Genomic DNA, 20,887 nt, shown 5'->3' with positions numbered 1-20,887 from the left:
CAATCTCTTGTCTGGTGGCGATAGCGAAGAGGTCACACCCGTTCCCATACCGAACACGGAAGTTAAGCTCTTTAGCGCCAATGGTAGTTGGGACTTTGTCCCTGTGAGAGTAGGACGTTGCCAGGCACCTGAAAAAGGACTAGCTATTTTAGCTAGTCCTTTTTTGTTTACAATTTATTTGTTTTATGAAAAAGTATAGTGAGAACAATAAAATTCACGATTTGCAGGTTTTGAAATAAATTTTAGTGGCAACGATAAAAGTAAAGAATAAACTTTAATAGTACATAGTTGAAAATTTTTTCGTTTCCTTTTATATTTAAATTAAGGTCAAATATAGTCAAAGTCAGAAGGAGGGGGCAGCGTGCCAAATATCTCTGACATTATCGAACAGTATTTAAAACAAGTACTTGAATTAAGTGAAAGAGAAATTGTTGAAATAAGGCGCAGTGAGATTGCTGATAAATTTCAATGCGTTCCGTCGCAAATTAATTACGTTATCAATACCCGTTTTACAGTTGAAAGAGGTTATCTTGTAGAAAGTAAGCGAGGCGGCGGCGGCTTTATTCGTATTGCAAAAGTAAAAATGCATGATGCAGCGGATTTGTTTCAGCAAGTAATTGAGATGATTCAAAATGAAATTTCACAAGTAAGTGCTGAAAACGTCATTATTAGGTTAGTTGAAGAAAAAGTCATCACAGAACGAGAAGCAAAAATCATGTTGAGTGTTATCAATCGTTCAGTTATTAATATTGAACTTCCTTATCGTGATGAGCTAAGGGCCAATCTTTTAAAAGCAATGCTTAATTCATTACGCTACCGATAAGCTCATGATCTATTTTATTTAGAACAGGGAGTGATGACAGGATGATTTGTCAGCAATGTGAAACGAGACCTGCAACTCTTCACTTCACAAAAATCATTAATGGTGAAAAGACGGAGATGCATGTATGTGAACAATGCGCTTCAGAAAATGGAGATGCATTTTCTTTTTCAAATCAGCAAGGTTTTTCAATCAATAACTTACTAGCTGGCCTACTTAACCTAGATCCAGCAGTAACTGAAAATTATAAGCAACAAAGTCAGGAGGTTCTTTCTTGTCCTACTTGTGGCATGACATATCAAAAATTTGCTAAAATCGGCAGGTTTGGATGTGCAGATTGCTACAAAACATTTGAGCGACCTCTTATTCCTTTCTTGAAGAGGCTGCATGGAGGTAATTATCTACATCACGGAAAAATACCAGCAAGAATTGCAAGTAATCTTCATTTAAAAAAGGAATTACAGGCATTAAGATTGAACTTAAAAGAGTATATCGAAAAAGAGGAGTTTGAGAAAGCAGCGGAACTCCGAGATCACATTCGATTACTAGAAAAGAAGATGAACGAATCGAGAGAGGAGGAAGCGTAATTCATGTCCCAGGATTTGTTCTTTTCCCAGCCTGTTAGCTCTTGGATGCGTCAAGAAGCTTCGAATTCAGATATTGTTCTAAGCAGTCGAATCAGGCTGGCTCGAAATTTAACTCATTATCTTTTTCCAACTCTCTTTTCTAAAGAACAAGCAGTTGAAGTGGTTCGAGTATTCGAGCAAGTTTTTCAAAAAAGCGAGAACACCAATCAGTGGAATTTGCATTTACTAAAGATGAACGAATTACAGCCTCTTCAAAAGCAAGTGTTGGTTGAAAAGCATCTTATCAGTCCTAACTTGGCTGAAGGAGATAACAACGGAGCTTGTTTTTTATCAGAAAAAGAAGATTTGAGTATTATGGTTAATGAAGAAGATCATTTACGCATACAATGTTTATTTCCAGGCCTTCAATTATCTGAAGCTTTAAGCACAGCGAATAAAGTAGATAATTGGATTGAGAAATACGTAGATTATGCGTTTGATGAAAATAGAGGGTATTTAACCAGCTGTCCCACAAATGTGGGTACTGGGCTACGTGCATCTGTGATGATGCATCTGCCGGCTTTAGTGATGACCCGTCAAATTCATCGTATTATTCCCGCTATTAACCAGCTCGGCTTAGTGGTGAGAGGAATTTATGGAGAAGGTAGCGAAGCTTTAGGGAATATCTTTCAAATTTCTAATCAGATAACCTTAGGGAAATCTGAAGAAGATATTGTGGCAGATTTAAATAGTGTCGTACAGCAGTTAATTACACAAGAGCACTCTGCACGAGACGCGCTGTTTAAAACATCTCATGTAGAGTTAGAAGATCGAGTGTATCGTTCATATGGAGTATTGGCCAATAGCCGTATTATTGAGTCAAAAGAAGCTTCACAATGTTTATCAGATGTTCGATTAGGAATCGATTTAGGGTATATAAAAGGACTGAGTCAAAATATATTGAATGAACTTATCATTATGACGCAGCCAGGCTTTTTACAGAAGTATTCGGGAGGGCCCCTAAAGCCTCAAGAACGTGACATTAAAAGAGCCACCTTAATTCGAGAACGTCTCACTATAAATAAAAACACAAATTAAACGTGGAGGGTGACGATTATATGATGTTTGGTAGATTTACAGAGCGCGCACAAAAAGTATTAGCTTTAGCACAGGAAGAAGCACTACGCCTAGGTCACAACAACATTGGAACGGAGCATATTTTATTAGGTATCGTTCGTGAAGGTGAAGGAATTGCAGCAAAAGCTCTTTCTGCTCTAGGCCTAAGCACTGAAAAAATTCAAAAAGAAGTGGAAGCATTAATTGGCAGAGGCCAAGAATTAACGCAGACCATTCATTATACACCTCGAGCGAAAAAAGTCATTGAACTTTCAATGGATGAAGCCCGAAAGCTTGGTCATTCTTATGTAGGAACAGAACATATCTTACTAGGCTTAATTCGTGAAGGTGAAGGCGTTGCAGCACGCGTTTTAAATAATCTAGGTGTCAGCTTAAATAAAGCTCGTCAGCAAGTGCTTCATCTATTAGGTAGCAATGAAGCTGCTTCAAGCCATCAAGGCGGAGGCTCTTCAAATGCCAATACACCTACGCTAGACAGCTTAGCACGCGATTTAACAGTTGTAGCGCGTGAAGGAAGCTTAGACCCTGTTATCGGACGTGGGAAAGAAATTCAGCGTGTTATTGAAGTGTTAAGCCGACGTACAAAAAACAATCCTGTATTAATTGGGGAGCCAGGTGTCGGTAAAACGGCAATCGCTGAAGGTTTGGCTCAGCAAATCGTCAACAATGAAGTTCCAGAAATTTTACGCGATAAACGCGTTATGACTTTGGATATGGGAACGGTCGTTGCTGGTACAAAATACCGTGGAGAATTTGAAGATCGCCTGAAGAAAGTAATGGATGAAATTCGTCAAGCGGGTAATATCATTCTCTTTATCGATGAGTTACACACATTAATTGGCGCTGGTGGCGCAGAAGGTGCTATCGATGCTTCTAATATTTTAAAACCGTCTCTTGCTCGTGGAGAACTTCAGTGTATCGGTGCTACGACTTTAGATGAATACAGAAAATACATTGAAAAAGATGCAGCGCTAGAGCGTCGCTTCCAGCCAATTCAAGTGGATGAACCAACGTTGGAAGAGTCTATTCAAATCTTAAAAGGGCTTCGTGACCGTTATGAAGCGCATCACCGAGTATCTATTTCTGATGAGGCAATCGAGCAAGCGGTGAAACTATCAGATCGCTACATTTCAGATCGTTTCTTACCGGATAAAGCAATCGATTTAATTGATGAAGCTGGTTCAAAAGTGCGTTTACGTTCATTTACAACGCCGCCAAATTTAAAGGAATTAGAGCAAAAATTAGAATCAGTACGCAATGAAAAAGATGCGTCTGTTCAAAGTCAAGAATTTGAAAAAGCAGCATCTTTACGCGATACAGAGCAACGCCTACGCGAAGAATTAGAAGACACAAAGAAAATTTGGAAAGAGCAGCAAGGTAAAGAAAACTCAGCTGTAACCGTAGAAGATATTGCGATGGTGGTATCTAGCTGGACGGGTGTACCGGTCTCTAAACTGGCACAGGAAGAGACAGAAAGACTGCTGAACATGGAAGAGATTCTTCACTCTCGTGTAATTGGGCAAGAAGAAGCGGTAAAAGCAGTTGCAAAAGCTGTGCGCCGTGCTAGAGCAGGCTTGAAAGATCCAAAACGTCCAATTGGTTCATTCATTTTCTTAGGACCAACAGGGGTTGGTAAAACAGAGCTTGCACGTGCATTAGCGGAGTCAATCTTTGGCGATGAAGATGCAATGATTCGTATCGATATGTCTGAGTACATGGAGAAACATTCTACTTCCCGATTAGTAGGTTCACCTCCAGGATATGTTGGATACGAAGAAGGCGGCCAGTTAACGGAAAAAGTAAGAAGAAAACCTTACTCAGTTGTTCTTTTAGACGAAATTGAAAAAGCGCATCCGGATGTATTTAACATTTTATTACAAGTGTTAGAAGATGGACGCTTAACAGATTCAAAAGGCCGTACAGTTGATTTCCGTAATACGATTTTAATTATGACATCAAACGTAGGTGCTGATACATTAAAACGAAGCAAGCACTTAGGGTTCACAGTTGAAGCAGAAGGGCAAGACTACAAAGATATGAAAGGAAAAGTAATGGCGGAAATGAAGCGCGCGTTCCGTCCAGAGTTCCTAAACCGTATCGATGAAATTATCGTCTTCCATTCATTAGAGAAACCTCACTTAGCTGAAATCGTTAAATTAATGGCAGATCAGTTAACAAAACGCTTAAAAGAGCAAGAAATTGATCTTGAATTAACAAAAGAGGCAATTGATAAGATTGCAGAGGAAGGTTTTGATCCAGAATACGGTGCTCGTCCACTTCGTAGAGCAATTCAAAAACATATTGAAGACCGTTTATCTGAAGAGCTGCTAAAAGGGGTTGTTCAAAAAGGTCAGAAAGTGACGCTAGATGTAGACAAAGGAGAATTTGTTGTTAAATCCTCCGCTCCAAGCAGCATCAGCTAAATTTACTCAAACCAAGACGAGGCATACGAAAAAACACGTATGCCTCCCTTTTTATTTTAGCTTAGGAAATAGTGTACAATAGAGATAGAAATCGATTGAATGAACGGAGAGATTGATAACATAATGGCGAAACGAAAAACAAAATTTGCATGTCAGCACTGCGGATATGAATCAGCAAAATGGATGGGGAAATGTCCCGGATGCGGAAGCTGGAATTCTATGGTAGAAGAAATGGAAGAAACGAAATCATCACGCCGAGGAGCTTTTTCCGGAGCTACTGCTTCTAAAGTCCAAAAACCTCAGTCAATTACAGCGATTGAATCTACAACAGAACCACGAATTTTTACACCTTCTGCAGAGTTAAATCGTGTATTAGGTGGAGGTATTGTCAGAGGCTCACTCGTTTTAATAGGGGGAGATCCGGGTATCGGAAAGTCTACTTTACTTTTGCAAACCTCCGCGCAATTAGCAATGAAACAAAATAAAGTACTATATATTTCGGGAGAGGAATCAACCAAACAAACGAAGTTAAGAGCGGACAGGCTAGGTGTAAAAGCTGAAGAGCTTTATGTTCATGCAGAAACAAACTTAGAATTAATACTAGAGGCCATCTCAAGCATGCAGCCTGATTTTGTGGTGATTGATTCAATTCAAACCATTTACCATGCTGATGTGACATCAGCGCCAGGAAGCGTCTCACAGGTGCGAGAGTGTACGGCTGAACTAATGCGTGTTGCTAAAACGAATGGAATTGCCATCTTTATTGTGGGTCATGTAACGAAAGAAGGGGCCATTGCAGGACCAAGACTTCTTGAACATATGGTGGATACGGTTCTTTATTTTGAAGGAGAGCGCCATCATACGTATCGTATATTAAGAGCAGTTAAGAACCGATTTGGATCTACAAATGAAATGGGCATTTTTGAAATGAAAGAAAGTGGGCTAGAAGAAGTATTAAATCCATCTGAAATTTTTCTAGAAGAACGGTCTCAGGGAGCAGCAGGATCGGTTGTTGTCGCTTCAATGGAAGGGACAAGACCCGTATTAGTAGAGCTGCAGGCGCTAATCAGTCCAACGAGCTTTGGAAATCCTAGAAGAATGGCTACGGGAGTAGATCATAATCGTGTTTCGCTTATCATGGCTGTCTTAGAAAAGCGTGTAGGAATGCTGCTGCAGAATCAAGATGCCTATTTAAAAGTAGCAGGTGGAGTGAAATTAGATGAACCAGCAATCGATTTAGCTGTAGCCGTTAGCATTGCTTCAAGCTTCAGAGATGCTGCTTCTAGCGCTACAGATGTTATTGTAGGAGAGGTAGGATTAACAGGTGAAGTACGCCGAGTGTCTAGAATTGAACAGCGCGTTCAAGAAGCGGTAAAATTAGGGTTCCAACGAATTATTATCCCGGAGAAGAATTTAGGAGGATGGAAAGTCCCAGATGGTATTGATGTGATTGGGGTATCAACAGTAGCGGAGGCTCTGCAATATACATTAGGAGGATAAGCAGTGGAAGGAGAAAAAACAACAGTTAGTCAAAAACAAATATCAGAAATTCTGCAGTTTGTAGCACCAGGAACCCCTATTCGTGACGGTATCGATAACGTCTTGCGGGCAAAGACGGGCGGCTTAATTGTTATGGGCTACAATGAACAAGTCAAAAAGATGGTAGATGGAGGATTTTCGATTAATTGTGCATTTACACCTGCGCACTTATACGAGTTAGCCAAAATGGATGGAGCGCTTATTTTAAACGACAGCGGAAGCAAGATATTATTTGCTAATGCTCAGCTCATGCCAGATCCCTCTACTCCTTCTTCACAGACAGGAATGCGTCACCGTACAGCAGAGCGCGTAGCTAAGCAGTCAGGTGTATTGGTGATAGCTATTTCACAAAGACGAAATGTGATTACGCTTTACAAAGGGTCTCTGCAGTATGTATTGAAAGACATTAGTGTTATTTTAGCAAAAGCGAATCAAGCGCTTGGGACACTTGAAAAGTATAAGGCGGTATTAGACGAATCGATTACAAGTCTCAGTGCATTAGAGTTTGAAGAGCAAGTAACTCATACGGATGTGCTGCAGTCGCTTCATCGTACAGAAATGGTTCTGCGTATTAAAAATGAAATTTTGAGCTATATTAGCGAGTTAGGAACAGAAGGAAGACTAATCCGTCTCCAAATGAATGAATTACTTTCCCACTTAGAGGAAGAAGCAACTTTATTAATCAAAGATTATATGTATGACCTCAGCTTTGACCCTTACCGAGTAATTGAACGCATGCAGCAGCCGTCAAATAATGTTCTTCTCGATGACCAAACGCTCCTTCGCTTAATGGGATATCCCATGTATACAAGCTTTGAAGACAGCGTTATTCCTAGAGGGTATCGAATGCTTCATAAAATTCCAAGACTTCCATCGATTATTATTGAAAATCTCATTGATGAATTAGGGGATTTAAAAACGATAGCAGATGCGTCGGTAGAAGAATTGGATGAGGTGGAAGGCATCGGTGAAATTCGAGCAAGGAAAATCAGAGAAGGACTAAAAAGACTAAAAGAGCAGCATCTTACAAACCGTCAGCTATAGGATATTAATTGACATTAAATGTTTGATTCATTAAGATATTGTGAAAATACAAAAAAAGTGACAGTTTGTTTACAAATTCTGTTTTTTGGTTAAATAACAGGTTTCAATCATTGTAAACTGTTTATAATGATAAAGGGAGGTGAAGGCGTGTTAAAACGTTTTGTACAGTTATTTTTTATTATTACAGGTGGTACATTGGGCGTCTTTTTTATACCTGAACTTATTCAATTATTAAATCTGCAAGATGTAGCATTTCTAGAAAAGCCTTACGTCGATGCAATACTGGGAGCCATTTTGTTTTTCCTTGTCACGTTTTGGATTGTTGATTATATAGTTGAATTAATTCGCCGAGTGGAAGAGGCGTTACTGAAGGCGCCTGTAACGGATGTGCTTTTTGGGAGCTTAGGATTGATTTTAGGGCTTATTGTGGCCTACTTGGTCGGAGCTTTTTTAGGCAGAATTCAACTTCAAGTAGTAAGTACCATTTTACCAATCTTTCTAAGTATTCTTTTAGGTTACTTAGGGTTTCAAGTCGGGTTTAAAAAACGTGATGAGCTTGTAAGCGTGTTTTCGATGCCGGCTCGAATTGGGAAGAAAAAAGGCCAAGAAGAAGAAACAGATAACGAAGAATCATTAAAGTCTCTTAAGATTTTAGATACAAGCGTTATTATTGACGGCCGTATCGCAGATATTTGTCAAACAGGATTTTTAGACGGAACGATTGTTATTCCGCGCTTTGTGCTTGAGGAACTTCAGCATATTGCTGATTCGTCGGATGTTCTAAAACGAAACAGAGGTAGACGAGGTCTAGATATTCTAAACCGTATTCAAAAAGAACTGGCAATGAAGGTAGAAATTTATGAAGGCGATTTCGAAGACATTCAAGAAGTAGACAGCAAGCTGGTTAAATTGGCAAAGCTGACTTCCGGTTTGGTCGTGACAAACGATTTTAATTTAAATAAAGTATGTGAACTTCAAAATGTTGGCGTTTTAAATATCAATGACTTAGCAAATGCCGTCAAGCCAATTGTACTTCCAGGAGAAGAAATGAACGTATTGGTTATAAAAGACGGTAAAGAGCATAATCAAGGTATTGCCTATCTTGATGACGGTACAATGATTGTGGTAGAAGAAGGAAGAAATTATATTGGAAAGCAAATTGATGTACTGGTGACGAGCGTACTCCAAACCTCAGCAGGCCGTATGATTTTTGCGAAACCCAAGTTATTAGAAAAAGCACTGTGACGTAACAGGTAAAGGGAGTATACCTATGAAGTATGAAATTATCGTGTTAGCTGCAGGTCAGGGGAAGCGAATGAAAGCGGGGCGGAACAAACAATTTTTAACTATTCAAAACGTTCCGCTTATCATTCATACGCTGCAAAAATTCGAACAAGATCCTTGGTGCAGTGGAATTGTACTAGTCGTAAACGAAAAAGAAGTGCAGATTTTTGAAGAGTTATTAATCGAATATCCAATTCAAAAGGTTCAATCTTTGACAGTTGGAGGCGATGAACGTCAACATAGCGTTTATAACGGTCTTAAAAGTTTAAAGCATGCTCAGATGGTATTAATTCATGATGGCGCTCGTCCATTTGTTCAACAAAACACAATCCATGAGTTAGTAGAAAAAGCTGCTAGTGATAAGGCTGCTGTGCTGGCTGTTCCAGTAAAAGACACAATTAAGCGTGTGGAACAGGGTACTGTCATTGAAACAGTTGAGCGCTCTAGCTTGTGGGCTATTCAAACGCCGCAGGCTTTTCTTTTTGATGTAGTAATGGATGCACACGAAAAAGCAAAAACAAATGAATACTTAGGCACCGATGATGCAAGCTTAGTAGAAAAAGCGGGGCAAAAAGTATCGATTGTAGAGGGAAATTACGATAATATAAAACTAACAACACCAGAAGATTTGTTATATGCAGAAGCTATATTAACAAAGCTAAACAGGACTGAAGGAGTGGAAAAATGAACATTCGAGTAGGACAAGGTTTCGACGTACATGAATTTGCAGAAGGAAGACCTTTAATCATCGGCGGTTTAGAAATTCCGTATGAAAAAGGGTTATTAGGCCATTCAGATGCAGATGTGCTGTTACATACAATCGCAGATGCCTTATTAGGAGCGGCGGCTAAAGGAGATATCGGAAAGCATTTTCCGGATACAGACCCTGAATTTAAAGATGCTGATTCAGCAAAGCTTCTTCAACACGTATGGAAATTGCTAAAAGATGAAGGTTATGAATTAAGCAATGTAGATTGCACCATTATCGCGCAAAAACCTAAAATGGCTCCTTACATTGAACCAATGAGAGAGCGTATTGCGCAGCTGTTAGAAGCAAGCATTTCTCAAATTAACGTCAAGGCAACAACAACAGAAAAGTTAGGCTTTACGGGACGTGAGGAAGGAATTGCCGCCCAAGCAGCCGTTTTAGTTTATCAAAAATAAAAACAGTTGACTTTGACAGATACCTATTTGGTGATAAAATTAGAACATGTCTAAAACATATAAATACATACTATAAGTAATATTAAATTGGAGGTCATCTTAGTTATGTCAAGCGAAGTAAGAGTTCGTTATGCCCCGAGTCCAACTGGACATCTTCATATAGGGAATGCAAGAACAGCACTATTTAATTATTTATTTGCACGAAATCAAAACGGTAAATTTATTATCCGTATTGAAGATACAGATCAAAAGCGTAATATCGAAGGCGGAGAAGAAAGTCAGCTGCGCTATTTAAAATGGTTAGGTATTGAATGGGATGAGAGTATCGACGTAGGCGGCGAGTACGGTCCTTACCGCCAGTCTGAACGTACGGAAATCTATCAAAAATATACGGAAGAACTTCTTGAAAAAGGATTAGCTTATCACTGTTACTGTACGTCAGAAGAGCTTGAGAAAGAGCGTGAAGAACAACAGGCGAACAGTCAAATGCCGCGCTATTCAGGTAAGTGCCGTAACTTAACAGCTGAACAGCGTGCTGAACTAGAAGCAGAAGGCCGTGAGCCAAGCATTCGCTTCCGTGTTCCTAGCAACACAGAAATTAAGTGGAATGATATTGTCAAAGATGAAGTATCATTTGAGTCTGAAGGCATTGGTGACTTCGTTATTGTGAAAAAAGACGGTACACCAACATATAACTACGCTGTAGCCATTGATGATTATCTAATGAAGATGACGCATGTTCTACGCGGAGATGACCATATTTCTAATACACCGAAGCAAATTCTTGTGTATGAAGCTTTGGGCTGGACGCCTCCTGTATTTGGTCATATGACATTAATCGTAAACGAAAATCGCCGTAAGCTAAGTAAACGTGATGAGTCAATCATTCAGTTTATTGAGCAATATAAAGAATTAGGCTACTTGCCAGAAGCACTGTTTAATTTCATTACAATGCTTGGCTGGTCACCTGTGGGAGAAGAAGAAATCTTCTCTAAAGAACAGTTTATTGAAATCTTTGACCCAGCTCGTTTATCAAAATCTCCAGCACTATTTGATACAAGCAAATTACGTTGGATGAACAACCAATACATGAAACAATTGGATTTAGACGAGGTGGTAGCTTTATCAGTTCCTCACTTAGTGAAAGCCGGAAAAGTTGAAGAAACGCGCGATGCAGAAACCGAACAATGGGTACGTGACTTAGTCGCTCTATACCAAGAACAAATGAGCTTTGGCGCTGAGATTGTTGAACTTACTGAAATGTTCTTTAAGAAAGAGATTGATTACAGTGAAGAAGCGAAAGCAGTGCTTGCTGAAGAGCAAGTACCGGAAGTATTAAAAGCATTTGCTGCAGAGATTTCTTCCTTAGAAGAATTCAGCGCTGATGAAATTAAGGCAGCAACAAAAGCTGTACAAAAAGCAACAGGTCAAAAAGGTAAAAAACTATTTATGCCAATTCGTGTAGCAACAACAGGCGAAACACACGGTCCTGAGCTTCCAAAAGCTATTTCTCTTTTAGGGAAAGAAACAGTTTTAGCTCGTCTAGAAAGCATTTATAGTTAACAAATTTCTATTTTGCCCATATGATAAAATAATCAAATATGGATATCGTTGAGAAGGAAGAGTAGGCAAGTTCATTGCATATCAGAGAGGGTTATCACCGGCTGAAAGTAACCTATGACAAAACTTGTTGAAGTGCGCCTTTGAGTCTTTTGTTGAATGCTACTAAGTAAGTAGGCAAAAGCGGGTACTTTCACGTTATGAGAGAAGAGTTGGGATTGTTTGTTGATCCAAACAGAGTGGAACCGCGTATATACGTCTCTGTGTCATTTGACATAGGGGCGTTTTTTTATACAATCAATGAGTAGATAGAGCAATAGCGGAATTGGGGTGAGATGATGCTAAAGTTGTTAAAGGAAGACATTGAAGCCATATTTGAACAAGATCCTGCAGCAAGAAGTTACATTGAAGTGATATTAACCTATTCGGGGTTGCATGCTATTTGGGCACATAGATTCGCTCACGGGCTTTTTAAAAGAAAGTGGTTTTTTCTGGCACGTGTAATCTCACAAATTAGCCGATTCTTCACAGGGATTGAAATCCATCCGGGTGCGAAAATTGGCCGCCGCTTTTTTATTGACCACGGAATGGGAATTGTTATTGGAGAAACGTGCGAAATTGGAGATAATGTAACAGTATATCAAGGAGTAACACTCGGAGGAACAGGGAAAGAAAAAGGAAAGCGTCACCCGACGATTGAAGACAATGTCTTAATTGCAACAGGTGCTAAAGTGCTAGGGTCAATTACGATTCATGCACACTCCAAAATTGGAGCAGGTTCAGTTGTGTTAAATGACGTCCCAGAAAACTCAACGGTTGTTGGTATCCCTGGCCGAGTCGTCATTCAAAATGGCGTCCGGATTCCAAAAGATTTGAATCATCAAGATTTGCCAGATCCAGATGCAGAGCGTTTCAAACAGCTAGAGAAAGAAATTTTACACCTGCAAAATCAATTAAAGGAATTAAAAGAAGGGAAGATTCACCATGGCAATTAAGCTATATAACACGTTAACACGTCAAAAAGAGACATTTGTACCGCTGGAAGAAAACAAAGTCAAAATGTACGTGTGCGGACCGACTGTATATAACTATATTCATATTGGAAATGCGCGTCCTGCGATTGTATTTGATACGGTGCGCCGCTATTTAGAATTTAGAGGCTACGATGTAGAGTATGTCTCAAACTTCACAGATGTAGATGATAAATTAATTAAGGCAGCAAAAGAGTTAGGAGAAGATGTTCCAACGATCGCAAACCGCTTTATCGATGCTTACTTTGAAGATACGTCAGCTCTTGGATGCAAGCATGCCGATGTGCATCCGCGCGTAACTGAAAATATGGATATCATTATTGAGTTCATTGATGAACTTGTGAAAAAAGGTTATGCGTATGAGTCAGAGGGTGATGTATACTATCGTACACGTAAGTTTGAAGGATACGGAAAATTATCACATCAGTCTATTGATGAATTGCAATCCGGTGCTCGTATCGAAGTTGGCGAAAAGAAAGAAGATCCATTAGACTTTACTCTTTGGAAAGCAACCAAAGATGGAGAGATCGCATGGGATAGCCCTTGGGGTCAAGGCAGACCAGGCTGGCATATCGAGTGCTCGGCAATGGCACGCAAATATTTAGGTGACACAATTGATATACACGCAGGCGGTCAGGATTTAGCTTTCCCTCATCACGAAAATGAAATTGCCCAATCAGAAGCGCTCACTGGGAAATCGTTTGCGAAATACTGGCTTCATAACGGATATATCAATATTGATAATGAAAAGATGTCTAAATCACTAGGGAACTTCGTGTTAGTTCATGACATTATTAAAAAGCATGACCCTTCCCTACTTCGATTCTTTATTTTATCTGTTCACTATCGTCACCCAATTAACTATAACGAAGAAATTTTAGAGAATACGCGCAAAGCGCTTGAGCGTCTGCAAACAGCTTACGGCAACTTAACTCACCGTCTAGAGGCAGCAACAAATCTTCAAGAAGATGATTCGGAATGGTTCGAAAAGCTAAAAGAGCTTCGCGAAACGTTTGTTGAAGAGATGGATGATGATTTTAATACAGCAAATGCCATTTCTGTTCTGTTCGAGCTAGCAAAGCAAGCTAACTTGTATTTATTAGAACAAACAACGTCTACAGATGTAATTGAAGCCTTTATTAAAGAGTTTAAAGAATTAGGTGCTGCAATAGGCATTACGTTTGGAGAAGCTGAACTTCTAGACGAAGAAATTGATCAATTGATCCAAGATCGTATTCAGGCTCGTAAAGATCGTAATTTCCAATTAGCAGATCAAATTCGAGATGAATTAAAGGCTAAAAATATTATTTTAGAAGATACGGCGCAAGGAACAAGATGGAAAAGAGGATAATAGTGTTATGAGCAGCAGTAAATTAGATGTAAAACAGCTAAATAGCTTAGCTCTTGCTTATATGGGTGATGCGGTGTTTGATTTACATGTTCGCCGCCACCTGCTGGTGTTAGGGACAGTGCGCCCTAACCAGCTTCATAATAAAGCTAAAAAATATGTATCAGCAAAAGCACAAGCACAAATCGTATATTATTTTAAAAATGAAAACTTTTTTACTGAAGAAGAAGAAGGTGTACTGCGCCGAGGACGCAATGCAAAGTCCGGTACAGTCCCTAAAAACACAGATGTGCAAACGTATCGCTACAGTACGGCATTTGAAGCGGTCGTAGGCTATTTGTATCTTTTAGGTGAAGAAGAAAGAATGATGGAACTTATTACTAAAGCTATCTCTTTCGTCGATGAAGGAGAGGGAGGAATGAATCATGGAACATGAATTTATCATTGGACGTAATCCGGTCCTAGAAGCCCTAAAGTCTGGGCGCGACATTAACAAACTATGGATTGCCGAAGGATCGCAAGGCGGTTCTATGGGGCAAATCACGCAGTTAGCAAAACGTAATGGTGTATTGGTGCAGTTTGTACCGAAAAAGAAAATTGAGCAAATGGTAGACGGTATTCATCAAGGAGTAGCTGCACAAGTTGCTGCTTATCAGTATGCAGAGCTAGATGATTTATTTAACTTAGCGGAAAAACGTAATGAAAGTCCGTTTTTTCTTCTGTTAGATGAGCTTGAAGATCCCCATAATTTAGGTTCTATTATGCGAACAGCCGATGCCGTTGGCGCACACGGTATTATTATTCCAAAGCGCCGTTCAGTTGGATTAACGGCCACTGTAGCTAAGGCCTCTACAGGAGCTATTGAACATGTTCCCGTAGCAAGGGTAACAAACCTATCAAGGACGATTGACGAATTAAAAGATCGAGGCGTATGGATTGTTGGAACAGATGCGAAAGAAAGCGATGATTACCGCAACTTAGATGGAGGTATGCCGCTTACGTTAGTGATTGGAAGCGAAGGAAAAGGCATGAGTCGTTTGATTCGTGAAAAATGCGACTTCCTTGTACAGCTTCCAATGGTTGGGCATGTTACATCGTTAAATGCATCTGTAGCAGCTAGTCTTCTCATGTATGAGGTTTACCGAAAACGCCATCCTCTAGGTGAATAAGAATGGATATTCTACTGGTGGATGGTTATAACATGATAGGTGCGTGGCCCGACCTAAGAAAGCTTAGAGATAATGATTTAGCCAGTGCTCGAGACCTGTTAATCGAAAAGATGGCAGAGTATCAAGCATATATGGGCTATCGTGTCATTATTGTCTTCGATGCTCATATGGTCGAAGGAATTGAAAAGAAGGCAAAAAATCATAAGGTTGACGTTGTATTTACAAGAGAAAATGAAACAGCGGATGAGTACATTGAAAAGCTGGCTCAAGAGCTAAACAATGTAAAGACACAGATCCATGTTGCTACATCTGATTTTACGGAGCAGTGGGCAATCTTTGGACAAGGTGCGCTTAGAATTTCTGCTCGAGAATTGTACAACGAAATTGAGCAAATTGAGAAACATATTAATCTTGATGTGAAGTCTATTCAAAATCAAAAGCCAGCGGCACGCATTCAACTTTCCAATCAAGTAGCCGAAATTTTCGAAAAATGGCGTCGGGGACAGCGGTGAGGTTATTGACGGTACGGAATTAGCTACTGTATAATATTTCTATCTACTGTGCGGTCGGGGGGATCGATATGGGCGATAATTATGGGAGAAAACTGCATGCTCATTTCGAACAACAAGAGGATGAAACAGTTGTCGATCTTGTGCATAAAGGCGATATTGACGCATTAGAGTATTTGATTCATAAATACAAAAACTTTGTGCGAGCAAAGGCGCGGTCATATTTTTTAATTGGGGCAGACCGTGAAGATATTGTACAAGAAGGTATGATAGGGTTATATAAGGCAATTAGAGATTTTAGAGAAGATAAGCTAACTTCGTTTAAAGCTTTTGCTGAACTTTGCATTACCAGGCAAATTATTACCGCTATTAAAACCGCAACAAGGCAAAAACATATTCCATTAAACTCTTATGTATCATTGGACAAGCCAATATATGATGAAGAGTCCGACCGAACCTTAATGGATGTTATTTCGGGGACAAAAGTAGCAAATCCAGAAGAGTTGCTCATTAATCGAGAGAAGTTTGATGATATTGAATTAAAGATGGCTGAACTGTTAAGTGATCTTGAGCGAAAAGTTCTCGTTCTTTATTTAGATGGTCAATCTTATCAAGAGATTTCAGAAGAGTTAAACCGCCACGTCAAATCCATCGATAATGCACTTCAGCGTGTGAAGAGGAAATTAGAGCGCTACCTCGAGATTCGTGAAATCACAATGTAGCCTTCTATCCTCATATTGACATGCTAAGAAAGTCTGTGATACTTTTTTATAGACATTATCACTCTATAGGTGGTTGACATTATGCGTAAAAAAGTTGTACTTGCGTGTGTGCAATGCGCTAGTCGTAACTATACGACTATGAAAAACACACAGCAAAACGAAGAGCGTTTAGAAATGAAGAAGTTTTGCAAAACGTGTAACGCACATACGATTCATCGTGAAACAAAGTAGATCAATAATCTGCACAGACTAATACCCCTTTTAATTTATTGGAGGTTACAAACATGAACCGTGTAGGAAATTTCTTGCGTGATGTTGGGCGTGAGATGAAGAAGGTAAGTTGGCCTAAAAAAAATGAGCTAACTCGTTATACAATTACTGTTATTTCTACAGTTGTATTTATGACACTCTTTTTTGTAGTAGTTGATTACGGAATTTCGTCACTTATTCGTTTAATCCCTTGAATAAATTGACTTAAATCATGGTATAATAAAGCTAAATTATGTTTTTTTCAGAAAAGCCCGGAGACGGGTTTTTTAATTTGCTTTAAGAATGATTGTGCTAGGATTCAACTATTTTCCTAGTGCGTTGTCTGTGCAATAGATTAGGACATCTTATTTTATAGTGAGCTGGGAGGGAAGGACGTATAGTCCTCAGAAATGGAGAAAAATTGGTATGTAGTCCATACTTATTCTGGATATGAAAATAAAGTAAAAACAAATTTAGAAAAGCGCGTAGAAACAATGGGTATGCAAGATAAAATTTTCCGCGTTGTTGTTCCTGAAGAAGAAGAAAGAGAAATTAAGAACAACAAAGAAAAGATTACAAAGAAAAAAGTATTTCCAGGGTACGTGTTAGTTGAAATCATCATGACGGATGATTCATGGTATGTAGTTCGTAATACACCTGGCGTTACGGGCTTTGTAGGTTCAGCAGGTTCTGGATCAAAGCCAACTGCTCTTCTACCAGAAGAAGTAGAAATGATCTTAAAACAAATGGGCATGGACGAGAAGCATGCTGACTTTGACTTTGAACTAAAAGAAACAGTATTGGTTCAAGAAGGTCCGTTTGCAAACTTCGAAGGTACCATTGAAGAAATCGATACAGATAAACGCAAAGTTAAGGTTCATGTGGATATGTTCGGAAGACAAACGCCAGTAGAGCTAGACTTTACACAAATTGAAAAAATATAATCTGTAAGACCTTGCAATTCATGAAGTTTAATGTTAATATTTCATAAGTCAGTATGTCTCAAAACTAGAGACTAAAACAACTATTTCTTTATTTTATATATAAAGAACATTGAGTGGGAGGGCATCGCCCTATTACCACATCACGGACTTAAGGAGGTGTGTCTCGTGGCTAAAAAAGTAATTAAACTTGTTAAGTTACAAATTCCTGCAGGTAAAGCAAATCCAGCGCCACCAGTTGGTCCTGCATTAGGTCAAGCCGGTGTTAACATCATGGGTTTCTGTAAGGAGTTTAACGCTCGCACAGCTGATCAAGCTGGTCTTATCATTCCTGTTGAAATCACGGTATTTGAAGACCGTTCATTTACATTTATTACGAAAACTCCACCTGCTGCTGTACTACTTAAGAAAGCGGCTGGTATTGAGTCTGGTTCTGGTGAACCAAACCGTAATAAAGTTGCAACAGTCAAGCGTGACAAAGTGCGTGAGATTGCTGAAACTAAAATGCCTGACTTAAACGCTGCTAGCGTTGAATCTGCAATGCGCATGGTAGAAGGTACAGCGCGCAGTATGGGAATCGTAGTTGAAGACTAATTCCATTTGATTGGGTGTTAGAAGGTTGCGAGAAATGGAAGTTTTCCTATGCTCGCAACCTTTATTAGTGGGAGGTTATTCCGTTAAAACCACATAAGGAGGAAACAAAAATGGCTAAAAAAGGTAAAAAGTACGTTGAAGCTGCTAAGCTTGTAGATCGTACACAAACTTATTCAGTACAAGAAGCGATTGAATTAGTAAAGAAAACAAACACAACTAAATTTGATGCAACTGTAGAAGTAGCATTCCGTTTAGGAGTTGACCCTAAGAAAGCTGACCAACAAATTCGTGGTGCAGTAGTACTACCAAACGGTACAGGTAAAACTCAACGTGTATTAGTATTCGCTAAAGGCGAAAAAGCTAAAGAAGCTGAAGCTGCAGGCGCTGACTACGTTGGCGATGCTGACTACATCAACAAAATCCAACAAGGTTGGTTCGAGTTCGATGTAATCGTAGCTACTCCAGACATGATGGGTGAAGTTGGTAAACTTGGTCGTGTATTAGGACCTAAAGGTTTAATGCCAAACCCTAAAACTGGTACAGTAACATTTGATGTTCAAAAAGCAGTTAACGAAATCAAAGCTGGTAAAGTAGAATACCGCGTTGATAAAGCTGGTAACATCCACGTACCAATCGGTAAAGTATCTTTCGAAGAGAGCAAGTTAGTTGAAAACTTCACTACAATCTTCGAAACTATGGTAAAAGCTAAGCCGGCAGCAGCAAAAGGCACATACATGAAGAACGTAGCTGTTACTTCAACAATGGGCCCTGGTATCAAAGTTGATACTGCTTCATTCTCTGCTTAATAAATTTGGAAATAAATCGGTGTTGACTTTTTGAAAGTCCCTGATTATAATAGATAATGTTGTTAAAAAGAATAACATTTGTACCGTAGACAGTAGGTGCTGCAAAGCTTAATTTCCTACCGAGGTGTGTGAGATAAATTAGTGAAACGTTATGGTTCGCTTACTACACCTCCATGTCTTTATTGTCATGGAGGTTTTTTATTGCACCTTGTCTGAGTGTACGGAAGGAAATCTACAGGAGGTGTAAAGATGAGCAACGTAATTGAACAAAAGAAACAAGTCGTAGACGAAATTGCTGAAAAACTTCAAGCGAGTAACTCAATAGTTGTCGTTGACTACCGTGGTTTGAATGTTGCTGAAGTTACTGAACTTCGTAAGCAATTACGTGAAGCAGGCATTGAGTTCAAAGTTTACAAAAACACTTTAACTCGCCGTGCTGTAGAAAAACTTGAACTAACAGATCTTAATGATGCGTTAGTAGGTCCAAATGCAATCGCATTTGGTGGAGAAGATGTTGTTGCTCCAGCTAAAATTCTAAACAACTTCGCTAAAGAACACGAAGCGTTAGAAATCAAAGCTGGTGTAATTGAAGGTAATGTTGCATCTGTTGAAGAAATTAAAGCACTTGCAGAACTACCATCTCGCGAAGGCTTACTTTCTATGTTGCTTAGCGTGCTTCAAGCTCCAATTCGCAACCTTGCTCTTGCTACAAAAGCTGTGGCAGATCAAAAAGAAGAACAAGGTGCATAATCTAGTCTGTTATATATAACACAATCACAAGGAGGAAATTAACAATGACTCAAGAACAAATCATTGAAGCAGTTAAAAATATGACTGTTTTAGAACTTAACGATTTAGTAAAAGCAATCGAAGAAGAATTTGGCGTAACTGCTGCTGCTCCTGTAGCTGTAGCTGGCGGTGCTGCTGGTGAAGCTGCTGCTGAGAAAACTGAATTTGACCTAGTACTTGAAAGTGCTGGCGGACAAAAAATCAAAGTTATCAAAGTAGTACGTGAAATCACTGGTCTTGGCTTAAAAGAAGCTAAAGAAATCGTTGATAACGCTCCAAAAGCTCTTAAAGAAGGTATTTCTAAAGAAGAAGCTGAAGAAGCAAAAGCTAAACTTGAAGAAGTTGGCGCTTCTGTAGAAGTTAAGTAATTATTGCTTAACAACTGATATAAAAAAGCTCGCTTGTACAAGCGAGCTTTTTTGCTTCTGTCATCCTTTTCATTTATAGTAAAGAAGAACATATTGATTAGGAGGTTCTATTTTGACAGAACATTATTTTTCTAATACACCATCGTCTGCAAGTAATGAAGAGCGCTTTTCATTTGAATTGAGAGGAACCTCTTTTTCATTTACGAGTGACCGCGGTGTTTTTTCAAAAAAAGAGATCGATTTTGGCTCGCGCCTGTTAATTGAAACGTTTCAAATGCCCGAGAGTCCCGGCCCGCTTCTGGATGTTGGATGCGGATATGGCCCAATTGGGTTGGCGCTTGCAAAAGAGGACAGCCAAAGAAACGTTCATATGGTCGATGTTAATGAACGTGCATTAGCACTAGCTCAAAAAAATGCTGAAGTTAATTCAGTATCAAATGTTTCGATCTATCAAAGCTCTTGCTATGAAAATGTGAAGGAAACGAATTTTGCAGCTATTCTTAGTAATCCGCCGATCCGTGCGGGTAAAAAAGTTGTTCATGAAATTCTAGAAAAATCATTAGATCACCTTGCTGATCAAGGAGAACTTTGGATTGTGATTCAGAAAAAGCAAGGAGCGCCATCTGCTCTTGCGAAATTAGAATCTCTATTTAATGAAGTAGAAGTAGTAGACAAGAAAAAAGGGTATTATATCATATGTGCTAAAAAATGTTGACTAATATTTTTTAGTATGTTAGCATTATAAAATGCCAATATATAAATATTCCATATAAGCTCGGGTTATACATAAAATAAAAGGTATAATTTTGAATTATATGGGAAAA

General features: G+C 39.2%; 24 protein-coding genes, 1 rRNA gene and 2 other annotated features. All 25 genes read left to right on the top strand.

Annotation, left to right across the window (positions count from 1 at the left end; translation table 11 throughout):
* Positions 1 to 10 precede the first annotated feature (10 nt).
* The 25 genes from rrf (at position 11) to MMB69_RS25715 (ending at position 20,778) form a co-directional block, all read left to right on the top strand.
* Positions 11 to 126, top strand: a 5S ribosomal RNA gene (gene rrf / locus MMB69_RS25835).
* A 235-nt stretch (positions 127 to 361) separates the two neighbouring features.
* On the top strand, positions 362 to 823 hold the full coding sequence (locus MMB69_RS25830; RefSeq protein ID WP_013054895.1) for a CtsR family transcriptional regulator: 462 nt from the start codon (positions 362 to 364) through the stop codon (positions 821 to 823).
* Between the two features lie 41 nt (positions 824 to 864).
* A complete protein-coding gene (gene mcsA / locus MMB69_RS25825; RefSeq protein ID WP_025753183.1) occupies positions 865 to 1,407 on the top strand; it encodes a protein-arginine kinase activator protein McsA in 543 nt (180 codons plus the stop codon).
* Positions 1,408 to 1,410: 3 nt separating this feature from the next.
* Positions 1,411 to 2,484, top strand: coding sequence for a protein-arginine kinase McsB (gene mcsB, locus MMB69_RS25820; RefSeq protein ID WP_013054897.1), 1,074 nt, complete (start codon positions 1,411 to 1,413; stop codon positions 2,482 to 2,484).
* A gap of 20 nt (positions 2,485 to 2,504) precedes the next feature.
* Complete coding sequence (clpC, locus tag MMB69_RS25815) at positions 2,505 to 4,946, top strand: ATP-dependent protease ATP-binding subunit ClpC (protein ID WP_014462041.1); 2,442 nt, start codon at positions 2,505 to 2,507, stop codon at positions 4,944 to 4,946.
* A gap of 123 nt (positions 4,947 to 5,069) precedes the next feature.
* On the top strand, positions 5,070 to 6,446 hold the full coding sequence (radA, locus tag MMB69_RS25810) for a DNA repair protein RadA (protein ID WP_013054899.1): 1,377 nt from the start codon (positions 5,070 to 5,072) through the stop codon (positions 6,444 to 6,446).
* Between the two features lie 3 nt (positions 6,447 to 6,449).
* Positions 6,450 to 7,529 carry a DNA integrity scanning diadenylate cyclase DisA gene (disA, locus tag MMB69_RS25805; RefSeq protein ID WP_013054900.1) on the top strand — a complete coding sequence of 360 codons (1,080 nt, stop codon included), beginning with the start codon at positions 6,450 to 6,452 and terminating at the stop codon, positions 7,527 to 7,529.
* 147 nt (positions 7,530 to 7,676) lie between these two features.
* Positions 7,677 to 8,774, top strand: a complete 1,098-nt coding sequence (locus tag MMB69_RS25800; RefSeq protein ID WP_013054901.1) for a PIN/TRAM domain-containing protein — start codon at positions 7,677 to 7,679, stop codon at positions 8,772 to 8,774.
* 25 nt (positions 8,775 to 8,799) lie between these two features.
* Positions 8,800 to 9,501, top strand: coding sequence for a 2-C-methyl-D-erythritol 4-phosphate cytidylyltransferase (ispD, locus tag MMB69_RS25795; RefSeq protein ID WP_221785578.1), 702 nt, complete (start codon positions 8,800 to 8,802; stop codon positions 9,499 to 9,501).
* Positions 9,498 to 9,977, top strand: coding sequence for a 2-C-methyl-D-erythritol 2,4-cyclodiphosphate synthase (gene ispF, locus MMB69_RS25790; protein WP_013054903.1), 480 nt, complete (start codon positions 9,498 to 9,500; stop codon positions 9,975 to 9,977). The genes ispD and ispF overlap by 4 nt, the downstream gene beginning before the upstream one ends.
* A 105-nt stretch (positions 9,978 to 10,082) precedes the next feature.
* A complete protein-coding gene (gene gltX, locus MMB69_RS25785) occupies positions 10,083 to 11,540 on the top strand; it encodes a glutamate--tRNA ligase (protein WP_153253074.1) in 1,458 nt (485 codons plus the stop codon).
* A 39-nt stretch (positions 11,541 to 11,579) separates the two neighbouring features.
* Positions 11,580 to 11,803 (top strand) — a binding site (T-box leader).
* Between the two features lie 72 nt (positions 11,804 to 11,875).
* The gene (cysE, locus tag MMB69_RS25780; RefSeq protein WP_025753192.1) at positions 11,876 to 12,532 is read left to right on the top strand and encodes a serine O-acetyltransferase; all 657 of its coding nucleotides are present in this window, start codon (positions 11,876 to 11,878) and stop codon (positions 12,530 to 12,532) included.
* On the top strand, positions 12,522 to 13,919 hold the full coding sequence (gene cysS / locus MMB69_RS25775; protein ID WP_153253075.1) for a cysteine--tRNA ligase: 1,398 nt from the start codon (positions 12,522 to 12,524) through the stop codon (positions 13,917 to 13,919). The genes cysE and cysS overlap by 11 nt, the downstream gene beginning before the upstream one ends.
* A 7-nt stretch (positions 13,920 to 13,926) precedes the next feature.
* The gene (locus MMB69_RS25770) at positions 13,927 to 14,352 is read left to right on the top strand and encodes a Mini-ribonuclease 3 (protein WP_013054907.1); all 426 of its coding nucleotides are present in this window, start codon (positions 13,927 to 13,929) and stop codon (positions 14,350 to 14,352) included.
* The gene (gene rlmB / locus MMB69_RS25765) at positions 14,342 to 15,085 is read left to right on the top strand and encodes a 23S rRNA (guanosine(2251)-2'-O)-methyltransferase RlmB (protein WP_013054908.1); all 744 of its coding nucleotides are present in this window, start codon (positions 14,342 to 14,344) and stop codon (positions 15,083 to 15,085) included. The genes MMB69_RS25770 and rlmB overlap by 11 nt, the downstream gene beginning before the upstream one ends.
* A 2-nt stretch (positions 15,086 to 15,087) precedes the next feature.
* Positions 15,088 to 15,597 (top strand): NYN domain-containing protein, encoded by a 510-nt coding sequence (locus MMB69_RS25760; RefSeq protein WP_014462033.1) that lies wholly within the window; start codon positions 15,088 to 15,090, stop codon positions 15,595 to 15,597.
* Positions 15,598 to 15,665: 68 nt separating this feature from the next.
* On the top strand, positions 15,666 to 16,316 hold the full coding sequence (sigH, locus tag MMB69_RS25755) for an RNA polymerase sporulation sigma factor SigH (RefSeq protein ID WP_013054910.1): 651 nt from the start codon (positions 15,666 to 15,668) through the stop codon (positions 16,314 to 16,316).
* Between the two features lie 81 nt (positions 16,317 to 16,397).
* Positions 16,398 to 16,547: a 50S ribosomal protein L33 gene (gene rpmG / locus MMB69_RS25750; protein WP_013081365.1), complete on the top strand. Its 150-nt coding sequence runs from the start codon at positions 16,398 to 16,400 to the stop codon at positions 16,545 to 16,547.
* Between the two features lie 53 nt (positions 16,548 to 16,600).
* Positions 16,601 to 16,780, top strand: a complete 180-nt coding sequence (gene secE / locus MMB69_RS25745; protein WP_013054912.1) for a preprotein translocase subunit SecE — start codon at positions 16,601 to 16,603, stop codon at positions 16,778 to 16,780.
* A 195-nt stretch (positions 16,781 to 16,975) separates the two neighbouring features.
* The gene (gene nusG / locus MMB69_RS25740) at positions 16,976 to 17,509 is read left to right on the top strand and encodes a transcription termination/antitermination protein NusG (protein ID WP_013054913.1); all 534 of its coding nucleotides are present in this window, start codon (positions 16,976 to 16,978) and stop codon (positions 17,507 to 17,509) included.
* A gap of 165 nt (positions 17,510 to 17,674) precedes the next feature.
* The gene (rplK, locus tag MMB69_RS25735) at positions 17,675 to 18,100 is read left to right on the top strand and encodes a 50S ribosomal protein L11 (protein WP_013054914.1); all 426 of its coding nucleotides are present in this window, start codon (positions 17,675 to 17,677) and stop codon (positions 18,098 to 18,100) included.
* A gap of 110 nt (positions 18,101 to 18,210) precedes the next feature.
* On the top strand, positions 18,211 to 18,906 hold the full coding sequence (gene rplA, locus MMB69_RS25730; RefSeq protein ID WP_013054915.1) for a 50S ribosomal protein L1: 696 nt from the start codon (positions 18,211 to 18,213) through the stop codon (positions 18,904 to 18,906).
* Between the two features lie 65 nt (positions 18,907 to 18,971).
* Positions 18,972 to 19,115 (top strand) — a sequence feature (ribosomal protein L10 leader region).
* Positions 19,116 to 19,155: 40 nt separating this feature from the next.
* Positions 19,156 to 19,656 carry a 50S ribosomal protein L10 gene (gene rplJ, locus MMB69_RS25725; RefSeq protein ID WP_013054916.1) on the top strand — a complete coding sequence of 167 codons (501 nt, stop codon included), beginning with the start codon at positions 19,156 to 19,158 and terminating at the stop codon, positions 19,654 to 19,656.
* A gap of 44 nt (positions 19,657 to 19,700) precedes the next feature.
* Entirely contained in the window at positions 19,701 to 20,063 is a 363-nt protein-coding gene (rplL, locus tag MMB69_RS25720) for a 50S ribosomal protein L7/L12 (RefSeq protein WP_013054917.1), read from the top strand.
* 112 nt (positions 20,064 to 20,175) lie between these two features.
* Positions 20,176 to 20,778: a class I SAM-dependent methyltransferase gene (locus tag MMB69_RS25715; RefSeq protein ID WP_264408741.1), complete on the top strand. Its 603-nt coding sequence runs from the start codon at positions 20,176 to 20,178 to the stop codon at positions 20,776 to 20,778.
* Positions 20,779 to 20,887 lie beyond the last annotated feature (109 nt).

This window comes from Priestia sp. P5 (assembly GCF_029522155.1).
Lineage (GTDB): Bacteria > Bacillota > Bacilli > Bacillales > Bacillaceae_H > Priestia > Priestia megaterium_E.
This window is presented reverse-complemented; position numbering and strand designations above follow the sequence as displayed.

Bases quoted from the DNA above. Each gene is read 5' to 3' on its own strand.
- rlmB (WP_013054908.1), top strand. From the start codon at position 14,342: ATGGAACATGAATTTATCATTGGACGTAATCCGGTCCTAGAAGCCCTA.
- gltX (WP_153253074.1), top strand. From the start codon at position 10,083: ATGTCAAGCGAAGTAAGAGTTCGTTATGCCCCGAGTCCAACTGGACAT.
- rplJ (WP_013054916.1), top strand. From the start codon at position 19,156: ATGAGCAACGTAATTGAACAAAAGAAACAAGTCGTAGACGAAATTGCT.
- MMB69_RS25770 (WP_013054907.1), top strand. From the start codon at position 13,927: ATGAGCAGCAGTAAATTAGATGTAAAACAGCTAAATAGCTTAGCTCTT.
- radA (WP_013054899.1), top strand. From the start codon at position 5,070: ATGGCGAAACGAAAAACAAAATTTGCATGTCAGCACTGCGGATATGAA.
- sigH (WP_013054910.1), top strand. From the start codon at position 15,666: ATGGGCGATAATTATGGGAGAAAACTGCATGCTCATTTCGAACAACAA.
- nusG (WP_013054913.1), top strand. From the start codon at position 16,976: ATGGAGAAAAATTGGTATGTAGTCCATACTTATTCTGGATATGAAAAT.
- rplA (WP_013054915.1), top strand. From the start codon at position 18,211: ATGGCTAAAAAAGGTAAAAAGTACGTTGAAGCTGCTAAGCTTGTAGAT.
- mcsA (WP_025753183.1), top strand. From the start codon at position 865: ATGATTTGTCAGCAATGTGAAACGAGACCTGCAACTCTTCACTTCACA.
- ispD (WP_221785578.1), top strand. From the start codon at position 8,800: ATGAAGTATGAAATTATCGTGTTAGCTGCAGGTCAGGGGAAGCGAATG.
- rplL (WP_013054917.1), top strand. From the start codon at position 19,701: ATGACTCAAGAACAAATCATTGAAGCAGTTAAAAATATGACTGTTTTA.
- rpmG (WP_013081365.1), top strand. From the start codon at position 16,398: ATGCGTAAAAAAGTTGTACTTGCGTGTGTGCAATGCGCTAGTCGTAAC.
- cysS (WP_153253075.1), top strand. From the start codon at position 12,522: ATGGCAATTAAGCTATATAACACGTTAACACGTCAAAAAGAGACATTT.
- ispF (WP_013054903.1), top strand. From the start codon at position 9,498: ATGAACATTCGAGTAGGACAAGGTTTCGACGTACATGAATTTGCAGAA.
- mcsB (WP_013054897.1), top strand. From the start codon at position 1,411: ATGTCCCAGGATTTGTTCTTTTCCCAGCCTGTTAGCTCTTGGATGCGT.
- clpC (WP_014462041.1), top strand. From the start codon at position 2,505: ATGATGTTTGGTAGATTTACAGAGCGCGCACAAAAAGTATTAGCTTTA.
- MMB69_RS25760 (WP_014462033.1), top strand. From the start codon at position 15,088: ATGGATATTCTACTGGTGGATGGTTATAACATGATAGGTGCGTGGCCC.
- secE (WP_013054912.1), top strand. From the start codon at position 16,601: ATGAACCGTGTAGGAAATTTCTTGCGTGATGTTGGGCGTGAGATGAAG.
- cysE (WP_025753192.1), top strand. From the start codon at position 11,876: ATGCTAAAGTTGTTAAAGGAAGACATTGAAGCCATATTTGAACAAGAT.